This window comes from Massilia arenae (assembly GCF_008014745.1).
In the GTDB taxonomy this organism is placed as follows: Bacteria; Pseudomonadota; Gammaproteobacteria; order Burkholderiales; family Burkholderiaceae_D; genus Telluria; species Telluria arenae.
Genome location: NZ_VPFD01000017.1, coordinates 70,318 through 83,103 on the forward strand (window position 1 = coordinate 70,318; position 12,786 = coordinate 83,103).

6 protein-coding genes and 1 riboswitch are annotated in these 12,786 nt (G+C 68.1%); all 6 genes read left to right on the top strand.

What is annotated here, in order from left to right:
* Positions 1-6: 6 nt before the first annotated feature.
* Positions 7-92, bottom strand: a riboswitch (glycine riboswitch).
* A 488-nt stretch (positions 93-580) separates the two neighbouring features.
* On the top strand, positions 581-1,141 hold the full coding sequence (locus FVD38_RS16485; protein ID WP_123072069.1) for an ATP-dependent Clp protease proteolytic subunit: 561 nt from the start codon (positions 581-583) through the stop codon (positions 1,139-1,141).
* Positions 1,142-1,252: 111 nt separating this feature from the next.
* On the top strand, positions 1,253-3,502 hold the full coding sequence (locus tag FVD38_RS16490) for a DUF1631 family protein (RefSeq protein ID WP_147935820.1): 2,250 nt from the start codon (positions 1,253-1,255) through the stop codon (positions 3,500-3,502).
* 35 nt (positions 3,503-3,537) lie between these two features.
* Entirely contained in the window at positions 3,538-7,047 is a 3,510-nt protein-coding gene (smc, locus tag FVD38_RS16495) for a chromosome segregation protein SMC (RefSeq protein WP_147935821.1), read from the top strand.
* Between the two features lie 100 nt (positions 7,048-7,147).
* Positions 7,148-8,899 (top strand): sensor histidine kinase, encoded by a 1,752-nt coding sequence (locus FVD38_RS16500; RefSeq protein WP_229493725.1) that lies wholly within the window; start codon positions 7,148-7,150, stop codon positions 8,897-8,899.
* A 184-nt stretch (positions 8,900-9,083) separates the two neighbouring features.
* Entirely contained in the window at positions 9,084-10,379 is a 1,296-nt protein-coding gene (locus tag FVD38_RS16505) for a cell division protein ZipA C-terminal FtsZ-binding domain-containing protein (protein WP_147935823.1), read from the top strand.
* Between the two features lie 9 nt (positions 10,380-10,388).
* Positions 10,389-12,758: an NAD-dependent DNA ligase LigA gene (gene ligA / locus FVD38_RS16510; RefSeq protein WP_370660644.1), complete on the top strand. Its 2,370-nt coding sequence runs from the start codon at positions 10,389-10,391 to the stop codon at positions 12,756-12,758.
* Positions 12,759-12,786: the final 28 nt, after the last annotated feature.

Below are 12,786 nucleotides of genomic sequence, written 5' to 3' on the forward strand. Positions count from 1 at the left end.
GCCGCCGTCCCTTGACCGGTCCTTTTGCCTGAGAGTTTATGGGTGAGTGCCCCTTCGGCGGCAGCGTCGCTGCGCTCTCCCGATCAAGACTGCGGAGGATATGCCACCCCGCCACCCCTGTCAACCACACAAGCCCCCACATATTGCCCCCACCCCCTTACCCAACAATGAGGGTCAGAGTCGAATTCTTTGACAACTTTCGAAGTTGCTCATTAATTCTACTCTGACCCTAATTATTTTCTGACTGCTGGGGAAACAAAAAGCGTACGTCTGGAAAACTGTTTGACTCTGAGAATCAAACGGCGATTTTGGTAGCGCTAAACCGCCAAAATTTAATTAGGGTCAGAGTCGAATTGTTTGACAACTTTGAGGAATTGCCCAATAAGTCTACTCTGACCCTAATTGCACAATAAGTCTACTCTGACCCTAATTGCACAATAAGTCTACTCTGACCCTAATTGCAGAGTTTTGCTGCGGAATTGTTGGAAAGAATTGCTGCGCACTATTGGGGCAGGGCATTCGGGGTGGTTGTCGTGATTTGCTACACTTGTTCCACTTACTTTGTAGGCGGGAAAAGACTATGAGCGAAGAAAAAACGTTGCAGGAGAAAGAGGGTTGGTTCACGCTGTCGGGCGACGTCAACAGCGATATGGTGCACCGGATGTTCGAGGCGGTGGCGGCGATGACCGAGGATGGGATCGATACCGCCCACGTGCTGCTGCAGTCGAATGGCGGCTACGTCAGCGACGGCTTGTGCCTGTATAACTTCATGGCCAGCTCGCCGATCAAGTTTGTGATGTATAACGCCGGAGCGGTGGCCTCGATCGCCGTGGTGCTCTACCTGGCCGGCTCGCGACGCTACGCCAGCGAGACCGCGCGCTTCATGATTCACAAGTCGCATGCGACCGCGTCCCCCGGTTCGCGGCCGGATGCGCTCAACATCATCGTCGAAGGCCTGCGCGCCGACGATGCCCGCACCGAGGCCATCCTGCGCAAGGAAATCGAACTCGCGCCCGAGCAGTGGAGCGTGCACCAGTACGGCGACCTGCATATGACGGCGCGCGATGCCAAGCAGGCCAAGATGATCCACGAGGTGCTGGACTTCGCGCCGCCCAAGGGCGCCATCCTGCGCAATATCTGAATCGGGATCGTCCGCCGGCGGCCGGCGGCGCCCCCGTCCGGATGTGTTTGGTCATTGCTGAGAGGTAAGAATATGGCAGAATAGGGGCTTGCCTCACTTCGCCGAACCGTCATGGCCACCCCATCCGCCCAGACCTCTGCCGCGCGCAAGGCCGCATCCGCCCAGCAGGCGGCGCTGGCCGAGCTGGTCGACATCGCGTGCAGCCATGCCGAGTCCGGTCTGGCGGACATGGCGCGGCGCATGGTGTCCGCGTTGCTCGACCTGACCGCAGCCGGGCTCGACCCTGCCACCGTCATGCGGCGCGTCAAGTCGGGCAACCTCCTCAAGGACAACGGTTACGCATTCACCCACCTGGCGACGAGCGAGATCGAAGCGGCGCTGCGCCGGGAAGTCGCGCGCCTGCTGCCGCATGCTGCGGATGCGCCAGCGGCTGCCCCAGCCACCGCGGCCGAACTGAGCCTGGTTCCGCTGGAGCAAATCGACCAGCAGATGGCGCTGGGCGCCGTCAGCCGGCCCTTCGACCTGCAGCATTCCGAGTGCCTGGCCACGCTGGGCGTGCGCCTCGGCCTGCTGCTCGGGCGCGACCTGGTGCGCGCCGCGCACAACCCCTTCCGCCCCGACGTCTTCCTGGCCGCCGTGGACGCGGCCTGGCGCCAGTTCGAACCCGATCCCGATGCCCACGGCCTGGTGGCGCCGCTGCTGCGACCGGGGCTGATGTTCGACCTGGGGCCGCTGTACGAGGCCCTGGTCGGGAAGCTCAAGTCGCGCAAGGGCGACAATGCCGACACCCGCTTCAGCAAGACCGACGACCGCGCATCGCGCCAGGCCGAGCGTGCCCGGCGCGACGCCGCGCTGGCCCAGCAGCTGCGCCAGTTGTTCGACCCGGCCCTGGCTGTCGACGAGATCCCGAACCTGCCGCAGGGCAGCGGCGGTTGGCGTCCGAGCACGGCATCTGGCTTCGCAGTGGCGCCGCCGACGTCGCCTGAGCCTGCGGCGGGCGCCACCGCGGGCCCCGCCGCCCATCCAACCACGGTCTACGCGTCGGGTGGCGCCGGCAGCGCCGCATTGCCGGCGTCGTCCGCGCAGCCTCTGATTGAGCTGCTTTCGCGCGTCGGCGTCGCCGCCCCGGACGCCGCCCCCGGCGTCCTGGTCCTGCCAGGCCTGCGCGCCAGCCTGCCGCAGGGCGCCCTGTCGCGCGCCGACGAAACCACGCTCGACCTGCTGTCGCGCGTATTCGGCAGCGTGCTGCAGGACGATGGCGTCGCCCCCGAGACGCGCGAACTGATCGGCCACCTGCAGCTGCCGGTATTGCGCACCGCGCTGCGCGACCGCAGCTTCTTCTTCCAGGAGGCCCATCCGGCGCGGCGCCTGCTCGACCTGCTGTCGCAAGCCGGCTGGGAACGCCCGCTGGACGCGGACGATCCGGTCTACCGCGCCATGCGCCGCAGCGTCGAGCGCGTGCGCAGCCAGGTCGATCCCGAGTTCGATGTGGCCGTGGCCGACCTCGAAGCTGGCCTGGCCGCGCGCGACCACATCGAAGAGGCGGCCATGGCGGCGCCCATCGCCCAGGCCATGCGCACTGAAAAGCGTGCCGCCGCCGAACGCTCGGCCCGGCGCGCGGTGGCGCTGCGCCTCACCGGAGAGCAGTTGATCCCGGCCGTTTCCGGTTTTCTCGAAGGCCGCTGGAGCGCTGCGCTGGCGCTGGCCTACACGATCGAGGACAGCCGTCCCGGCGCCGTCGACAATGCCACGCGCACGATGGAAGACCTGATCTGGAGCGTCAAGCCGAAGGCGACCCAGGAGCAGAGGAAGGCCCTGATCGCGCGCCTGCCGGCGCTGCTGGCAAGCCTGAACAACTGGCTCGACGCCACCCGCTGGCAGGATGCCGAACGCCTGCAGTTCTTCGCCGCGCTGGCCGAATGCCACGCCTCGATCGTGCGCGCGCCGATCGAGCTCCTGCCCGAGCGCCAGCTCGAACTGGCGCTCGAGGCGGCGCAGCAGGACGCGCTGCGCAGGGTCGCTCAGGAACAGGAAGAAGAGCGCGAGCACGCCCGACTCCAGGCCGAGCAAGCGCAGGCCGCGGCAAGCGATCCGGCCGCCGCCGCGCTGGCCGGCCTGGAGCGCGGCATGCGCCTCGAACTGAACGAGGCGCACATCGTGCGCCGGGTGCGCCTGGCCTGGGTCAGCCCGCTGCGCACGCTGTACATCTTCTCGGGCGCCGGGCGCCAGGAAGCTTTTTCGCTGCCGGCCGCGCGCCTGGCCGAGCTGCTGCGCGATGGCGCGATGCGCGTGGTGGCGGCCGAGGGCGTGGTCGGCCGCATCCTGAGCGCGGCGGTCAAGCCCATGCCGGCAATGGTATGATGCGCGCTTTACCTCTACCGTCATAGCCGATCCACGTGCGCCTCTCTTCCATCAAATTGTCGGGATTTAAGTCGTTCGTCGATCCCACCAATTTCCAGGTGCCGGGCCAGCTGGTCGGCGTGGTCGGTCCCAACGGCTGCGGCAAATCCAATATTATCGACGCGGTGCGCTGGGTGCTGGGCGAATCGAAAGCCTCCGAGCTGCGCGGCGAGTCGATGCAGGACGTGATCTTCAACGGCTCCACCCATCGCAAGAGTGCTGGCCGCGCCTCGGTCGAACTGGTGTTCGATAACAGCGCCGGCAAGGCCGCCGGCCAGTGGGGCCAGTACGCCGAGATCGCGGTCAAGCGCACGCTCACGCGCGACGGCACGTCCACCTATTACATCAACGGCCAGCCGGTGCGCCGGCGCGACATCCAGGACATCTTCCTCGGCACCGGACTCGGTCCGCGCGCCTACGCCATCATCGGCCAGGGCATGATCGCGCGCATCATCGAATCGCGCCCGGAAGAGCTGCGGGTCTTTCTCGAAGAAGCGGCCGGCGTCTCGAAGTACAAGGAACGGCGCCGCGAGACCGAGAACCGCCTGTCGGACACGCGCGAGAACCTGCTGCGGGTCGAGGACATCCTGCGCGAGCTGAATGCCAACCTCGAAAAGCTGGAAGCCCAGGCTGCGGTGGCCAACCGCTTCCACCAGCTGCAGGCCGACCAGGAAGAAAAGCAGAAGCTGCTCTGGCTGATGCGCAAGAACGAGGCCAAGGCCGAACAAGTCAAATTCTTCCGCGAGATGGAAGAAGCGCAGACCGCGCTGGAAGCGCAGACCGCCAAGTTGCGCAGCGTCGAAGTCGACCTCGAACACCTGCGCCAGGCCCACTTCGCGGCCGGCGACCGCCTGCACACGGCCCAGGGCGCCCTGTATCAGATCAATTCCGAGATCGGCAGCCTGGAGGCGCAGATCAAGTTCGTGGTCGAGTCGCGCACCCGCCTGCAGAACCAGATCGTCACGCTCACCGCCCAGCGCGACCAATGGCTGGCGCAGGAACAGGAACAGCGCGAGGGCCAAGAGGAAGCCGAGATGCAGCTGGAAGAACTGGCCGCGCGTGCCGAAGGCGCCCAGATCGCGGTCGAGGTCCACCACGAGCGCCTGCCCGAACTGGAAGCGGCCTGGCGCGCCGGCCAGGAAAGTGCGACCGCCTCGCGCGCGCGCATCATGCAGGTCCAGCAGCGCATCGAACTGGCCTCGGCCCACGGCCGCAACGCCGCCGGCATCCTGAACAACCTGGCGGCGCGCCGCGAACGCCTGCAGCAGGAGAGGAATGGCCTCAACCTGCCCGACAGCGCGACCCTCGACAACCTGCGCTTGCAGCTGGAAGAAAAGCAGCTTGCGTTGGAAGAGCAGACCATGCTGCTCGACGACGCGACCGGCCGCCAGGAGGCGGTCGAACTCGAACGCAAGGAGGCGCACGCGCAGGTGCAGTCGGAGACCACGGCCAACGCCCAGCTGGAAGCGCGCCTGAATGCGCTGCGCCAGATGCAGGAGCGTGTGCAGACGCAGGGCAAGGTCCAGCCCTGGCTCGAAAGGCACGAACTGGCCGGCTTGCCCCGCCTGTGGCAAAAGCTGGACGTGGAAGAGGGTTGGGAGACCGCGCTCGAAGCCGTGCTGCGCGAGCGCTCCGGCGCGCTGGAGGTATCGAATATCGACTGGGCCAAGGCCTTCGTGCTTGACGCGCCGCCGGCCCGCCTGGCGCTGTATGCGCCGCAGGCGGGCGGCCACGCGGCGGCGCCTGACGGCTTGAAGCCGTTCGCCAGCCTGCTGCGCGTGAACGACGCCGGCGTGCGCGGCGTCTTGGAGGACTGGCTGCACGGTGTCTACGTGGCCGTCGATGCGCCCCAGGCCTTCGCCGAGCGCGCGCGCCTGCCGCAGGGCGCCGCCTTCGTCACTCGCGATGGCCACATGGTGACCCGTTCCAGCGTGCGCTTCCACGCGCCGGACGCCGAGCAGGACGGCATGCTGGCGCGCCAGCACGAGATCGAGAACACGGCTAAGCAGCTCAAGGCCCAGGCCTTGCTGGCCGACGAGGCGCGCGCGCGCGGGGTCCGCGCCGACGCCGCCGTCACCGACCTGGCGCGCCGGCTGCAGGATGCGCGCGGGCGCGTGGCCACCTTGCAGCGCGAGGGGCATGCGCTGCAGATCGAAGTGCTCAAGCAGAGCGAGATCGAGGCCCGCTTCAATCAGCGCAGCGGCCAGATCGCTGACGACCTGTCCGAGATCGCAGCCCAGGAAGCCGAGCAACGCCAGGCCCAGGCCGAGAGCGAACAGGAATTCGAGCAGCTCGACCTGGAACTGGCCGAGCTGCAGGAAGCGCACGAAGACGGCCAGACCGCCTTCCTGGAACAGGAGCAGGCGCTGGGCCGCGCGCGTGACCACCTGCGCGAGCTGGAACGCAGCGCGCAGGAAGCACAGTTCGCCGAACGTGCCCAGCGCAGCCGGATCGAGGAATTGCGCCGCACGATGGCGACCGCCGCCGCCCAGGCCGAGCAGGTCGGCGCCAGCCTGGCCCAGGCCCGCCTGGAGCTCGAGGCACTGGAAAGCGGCACCGCGCACGAGGGCTTGCAAGAGTTGCTCGACCGCCGCACGACGCAGGAAGTGGCGCTGTCCGACGCCCGCCACGAGCTGGACCAGGTCGCCCAGCAGCTGCGCGCGGCGGAAGAAGCACGCATGGGGTCCGAGCGCAGCCTGCAGCCGCAGCGCGACCGCATCACCGAGATGCAGTTGAAGGAGCAGGCCGCGCGCCTGAACCAGGAGCAGTTCGCCGAGGCGCTGGCCGCCACCGGCGCCGACGAAGCGGCGCTGGCCGAAAAACTCGACCCCGAGCTCAAGCCCCAGTACCTGCAGGCCGAAGTCACGCGGCTGACGAATGCCATCAGCGGCCTGGGCGCGGTCAACCTGGCGGCGGTCGACGAGCTGGCCCAGGCCACCGAACGCAAGCGCTTCCTGGACTCGCAGAACGCCGACCTGAACGAGGCCATCAACACCCTCGAAGACGCGATCGGCCGCATCGACCGCGAGACCCGCGACCTGCTGCAGGACACCTTCGACCGCGTCAACGGCCATTTCTCGGAACTGTTCCCGATCCTGTTTGGCGGCGGCAATGCCAGGCTGGTGATGACGGGCGACGAGATCCTGGACGCGGGCGTGCAGGTCATGGCCCAGCCGCCGGGCAAGAAGAACGCCACCATCCACCTGCTGTCGGGCGGCGAGAAGGCGCTGACCGCGACCGCGCTGGTGTTCTCGATGTTCCGCCTGAATCCGGCGCCATTCTGCCTGCTGGACGAGGTCGACGCGCCGCTGGACGACGCCAATACCGAACGCTTCTGCCGCATGGTCAAGCGCATGTCCGAGCACACCCAGTTCCTGTTCATCTCGCACAACAAGATCGCGATGGAGATGGCCAGCCAGCTGATCGGGGTGACGATGCAGGAGCAGGGCGTCTCGCGCATCGTCGCGGTGGACATGGAGTCGGCCGCCGACCTGGCCGCCGCCTGAGCGGGTCCGTACTCCCCGGGCCGCCGCACGAATGCTTGCAATGACCGACCACTCCATACCACCGCGATCCGCCCCCATCCCATCGGCACTGAAGCAGGGCTTGCGGCTGATCCGCGCGTCGCCAGCGCCGATGTTCATCGTACGCGGCGGCGACGGCATGATTGCCGCCAATCCGGCCTTCGCGGCGCTGCTCGAAGGCGCTCCGACCGCATCTCCCGACAACTGGGCGCCGCTCGCATCGCTGCTTCCCGGCGCCACTGAGCTGGCTGCCCGCATCCTCGACGGCAGCCTGGCCCAGTTCAGCACCGAACTGGAACTGCCCACGCGCATCCAGTTGGCCCTGTCGCCGGTGTGCGAAGCCGATGGCGCCATCGTCGGTGTGCTGGGCGTGGCCGCGCTGCTGCCGCCGGCCGACCAGGCGGCGCGCGAACTGGGGCGGCTGATCGAACTCAGTCCGGTCGGCGTGGTGCGCTATACCCTCGACGGCGATATCCTCGACTGCAATGACGCGTTTCTCTCCATGCTCGGGCTGAACCAGGAGGACCGTCGCCGCGGCCTGTCCTGGCGCGCGCTGACGCCGCCCGAGTGGCGCGAGGCCGACGACGCCGGCATCGCGCGCCTGCGTGCGCACGACGTGATGCCGCTGATCGAGAAGGAATTCCTGCACCGCGACGGCCGCCGCATCCCGGTGCTGGTCGGCGCCGGCAACCTGCTGGCCGACCGCCGCCAGGGCTTCGGGGTGGTGATCGACATCTCGGCCACGCGCGCCGCCGAGCGCGCGCTGGCCGAGAGCGAGGCGCGCTTTCGCGCCATTACGAATGCGATGCCGCAGATGGTGTGGTCGACCCTTCCCGACGGCTTCCACGATTACTACAACGACCAGTGGTACGCCTTCACCGGCGTGCCGCCCGGATCGACCGACGGCGAGGGCTGGAATGGCATGTTCCATCCGGACGACCAGGAGGCCGCGTGGGCTAGGTGGCGTCATTCGCTGGACACCGGCGAACCCTACGAGATCGAATACCGGCTGCGTCACCACAGTGGCACCTACCGCTGGGTGCTGGGCCGCGCCTTGCCGGTGCGCGACGCGCAAGGGGGCATACAGCGCTGGATGGGCACCTGCACCGACATCCATGAGCACAAGCTGACCGAGGACGCGCTGCGCGAGGCCGACCAGCGCAAGGACGAGTTCCTCGCCATGCTGGGCCACGAGCTGCGCAACCCGCTAGCGCCGATCCGCAGCGCGGCGGCGCTGCTGCCCTTGGCCAAGGCCGATCCGGCCCGGGTCGAGCACATCGGCCGCGTGATCGCGCGCCAGTCGACCCACATGACCGGCCTGATCGACGACTTGCTGGACGTGTCGCGCGTGACGCGTGGCCTGATCTCGCTCAGCCAGGAGGACGTGGCGGTGCGCCTGCTGGTCGACGAGGCCATCGAACAGGCGCGCCCGCTGGTCGAGGCGCGATCGCATGCGCTGTCGGTCGTCGATGCCGCCGCCGGGGCCCAGGTCCACGGCGACCGCAAGCGGCTGGTCCAGGTGCTGGCCAACCTGCTGGCGAATGCCGCCAAGTACACGCCGCCCGGCGGGCGCATCGTCGTCACGCTGGCGCGTGCCGGTAATATGGTGGAGATCGCGGTGAGCGACAACGGCATCGGCATGGCGCCCGAGCTGGTCGACAGCGTGTTCGAACTGTTCCGCCAGGGGCAGCGCACGCCCGACCGCGCGCAGGGCGGCCTGGGCATCGGGCTGGCGCTGGTGAAGAAGCTGGTGCACCTGCATGGCGGCCGGGTCCGGGCGTCGAGCCCGGGGGAGGGCCTGGGCAGCGAGGTCGTGGTCTCCTTGCCGGCCTGAGGGCGGCAAGCCTTAAATCGGGCGCGCGCCGCCAATTCATGGCATCCGGGCGGGGGAGTTGGTATGATGGCACGAGTTTTCGTGGGGAGCGCCCGCACGGATGGCATTTCGATCGAATCAACCTTCGCGTACAACAACAGGACCCGGCGTCCGGCGCGAACTTCGCTATTGAGGCACACGCAGCATGACTGATTTCCAAATGAGCCTGATCGCAGCCGGCGGCGTCTTCGTCGTCGGCGTCATCACCTACAACAAGTGGCAGGAATACAAGGCCAGGAAGAGCGTCGAACGCGCCTTCGCCTCCGACCACGACGACGTCCTGATGCGCGACGGCGAGCAGGCCCCGGCCGTGGACCGCCACGAGCCGGTGCTTGAGGCCGACCTCAAGGCGGGCCTCGAAGACAATGCGCCGGTGGCCGCCAAGGAACCCGTGCTCGACGCCGACGCCTTCGTGCCCAGCGACGTCAAGCCCGAGCCGCAGCTGGACACGCCTGCGCCGACGCCAGCCGCCGCGCCGGCTCCGGTCCCGACGGCGCCATCAGCGCCATCAGCGCCAGTCACGCCGACCGCCAGCGCTCCCACGACTACCTACCGCGCTCCCGGCGCCAGCGCCGCCCAGGATGCGGTGGCCGCCTCGCTGCCCGGCACCCGTCCCGGCATGCCCCCGGCCGAACTGGCCGAATGCCTGGTCGATCCGCTGATCGACTGCCTGATTCCGCTGTCGCTGGAAACGCCTGTTCGCGGCGACAAGATCCTGCCGACCCTGCAAACGCTGCGCCGCGTCGGCAACAAGCCGATCCACTACATCGGCTTCGCCGTCAGCGGCGAATGGGAGCCGATCGTGCATGGCGGCGTGTACACCAAGCTGCAGGCGGGCGTGCAGATGGCGACCCGCACCACGGCGCTGAACGAACTCGAATACTCCGAGCTGGTCACGCGCCTGCGCGCGGTGGCCGACGAGATCGGGGCCGAGCCGGAAGTGCCGGACATGATCGAGGTAATGGCCGAGGCGCGCATCCTGCACCGCTTCGTGGCCGGCCACGACGCCCAGCTGGGCGTGAACCTGGCCGCGAATGGCGCGCCATGGGCGATGTCGACCCTGATCGGCGCCCTCGAAAACGCTGGCTTCGACGTGCGTCCTGACGGCCGCTTCGCGATGCCCGACAAGGAAAGCACGGGCGGCGGCGTGCTGTTCACGCTGTCGACCAACGTCACCCTGGGCGCCGATACCACCTCGCGCCTGACCCTGCTGCTGGACGTGCCGTGCGTCGCCCCCGCACGCGACGCTTTCGGCCGCATGGTCGATACGGCGCGCGGCCTGACGCAGCGCCTGGACGCGACCATCGTCGACGATTTCGACCAGCCGCTGGTAGACGAGGCGCTGGACGAGATCAAGAGCCAGGTGGGCGAGTTCTACCAGGAGATGGACGCGGCCGACATTCCGGCCGGCTCGACCCGCGCGCTGCGCCTGTTCAGCTAAGGAAGTCCGGTGACCGAGCAAGAGCAACAGAATGACGGCCAGCGCAGCATTGAACGCATGCGCTGGCTGGTCGCGGAACTGAACCGCGCCAGCTACAACTACCATGTGCTGGACGCGCCGACGATCCCCGACGCCGAGTACGACAAGCTGTACCACGAGCTGCTGGCGCTGGAGACCAGGCACCCGACAAGCGTCGACCCCGACTCGCCGACCCGGCGCGTGGGCGACGCCCCGATCCCGGAATTCGGCCAGGTCACCCATGCGGTGCCCATGCTGTCGCTGAACAACGGCTTCACGGGCGACGACATCGACAATTTCGACCGCAAGGCGCGCGAAGGACTCGAAGTGCGCCAGGTCGTCTACAACGCCGAACTCAAATTCGATGGCCTGGCCATCAGCCTGCGCTACGAGGACGGACGCCTGGTGCAGGCGGCGACCCGCGGCGACGGCTACACCGGCGAGGACGTCACCGCCAATATCCGCACCGTGCGCGTGATCCCGATGCGGCTGCACGGCAGCGAGGTGCCGGCCGTGCTCGAGGTGCGCGGCGAAGTGCTGATGTTCAAGCGCGACTTCGAGGCCCTGAACGAGCGCCAGCGCGCCGCCGGCCAGAAGGAATTCGCCAATCCGCGCAACGCCGCCGCAGGCAGCCTGCGTCAGCTCGACGCGCGCATCACCAATGAACGCCGGCTGCGCTTCTTCGCCTATGGCGTGGGCCAGGTGGACGGCGCCGACTTGCCCGACACCCATTCGGGCCTGCTCGACTGGTTCGAGAAGCTCGGGCTGCCGGTGGCGAAGGAACGCAAGGTGGTCGCGGGCCGTGACGGCCTGCTCGAGTTCTACCGCGACGTCGGCGAACGCCGCAAGTCGCTGCCCTACGAGATCGACGGTGTGGTCTATAAAGTCGACCGCATCGAGGACCAGCGTGCGCTGGGCTTCGTCTCGCGCGCGCCGCGCTTCGCGCTGGCCCATAAATTCCCGGCCGAGGAAGCGCTGACCACGGTCCAGGCGATCGAGGTGCAGGTCGGCCGCACCGGCGCCATCACGCCGGTGGCGCGCCTGGTGCCGGTCTCGGTCGGCGGCGTCACCGTCACCAACGCCACCCTGCACAACGAAGACGAGGTGCGGCGCAAGGACGTGCGCGTGGGCGACACCGTGATCGTGCGCCGCGCCGGCGACGTCATCCCCGAGGTGCTGGCGGTGGTGCTGGAGCGCCGCCCGAGCCCGGAACCGGCGGTCTATGAATTGCCGAAGCAATGCCCGGTATGCGGCTCGCACGTGGTGCGCGAAGCCGATGAGGCGATCGCGCGCTGCTCCGGCGGTCTGACCTGCGCGGCCCAGCGCAAGGAAGCGATCCGCCACTTCGCCGGCCGCCGCATGATGGACATCGAAGGCCTGGGCGACCGTTATATCGACAGCCTGGTCGAGGCCAACCTGGTCACGCGCGTGGCCGACCTGTATAGCCTGAGTCTCGATGACCTGCTCAAGATGAAGCGCCTGGCCGACGAGCGCGACGGCACCACGCCCGAGACGGTCAAGCAGGGCAAGGTCGCGACCAAGTGGGCCGACAACCTGCTGGCTGCGATTGCCGCCAGCAGGCAGCCGCCGCTCGAGCGCCTGCTGTTCGCGCTCGGCATCCGCCACGTGGGCGAATCGACCGCCAAGACGCTGGCCGACTGGCTCGGCAGCCTGGCCCTGGTGCGGCGCGCACCGGCCGCGCTGCTGCGCGTGTTGCCCGATATCGGCGGCACGGTGGCCGAGTCGATCGCCGAATTCTTCGCCGAAGAAAAGAACCAGATCGCCCTGAACGCCTTGCTCGACGCCGGTGTGGCGCCGAAGGGCGAGCATGCGCCGAAAGCGCAGCTGCGCGAAAAGCTCGACGAGATCAAGCTGCTGGCCGCGCTCGACATCCCGAAACTGACCGAGCCGCGCGCGCGCCAGGTGGTGAGCGCCGGCCAGACGCTGGAAGACATCGGCGTGCGCACCGACTTCGGCATCTTCGGCCTGCCGGCAGCGGTTGCGATGGCGCTCGAGGAATGGATGGCGGTGCGCGAGAACCGGGAGCGGGTGCAGTCGCTGGCGGCCCTGCGCCGCTCGCTGCTGGAATCCTTGCCCGAAGCCGCCGCAGCCGCCGCGCCCGAGGGACCGCTGGCCGGCAAGACCTTCGTGCTGACCGGCACCTTGCCGACCATGAGCCGCGACGCGGCCGGCGCCCTGATCGAGCAGGCTGGCGGCAAGATATCGGGCTCGGTATCGAAGAAGACTTCCTATGTGGTGGCCGGCGCAGAAGCGGGCAGCAAGCTGGCCAAGGCCGAAGAGCTGGGCGTCACGATCCTGGACGAGGCGGCGCTGCTGGCGCTGCTGGCGCAGCTGGGATAGTGACAGGCGCAGTCATAAAAATGCAATA

Bases quoted from the DNA above. Each gene is read 5' to 3' on its own strand.
- FVD38_RS16485 (WP_123072069.1), top strand. From the start codon at position 581: ATGAGCGAAGAAAAAACGTTGCAGGAGAAAGAGGGTTGGTTCACGCTG.
- FVD38_RS16490 (WP_147935820.1), top strand. From the start codon at position 1,253: ATGGCCACCCCATCCGCCCAGACCTCTGCCGCGCGCAAGGCCGCATCC.
- FVD38_RS16505 (WP_147935823.1), top strand. From the start codon at position 9,084: ATGACTGATTTCCAAATGAGCCTGATCGCAGCCGGCGGCGTCTTCGTC.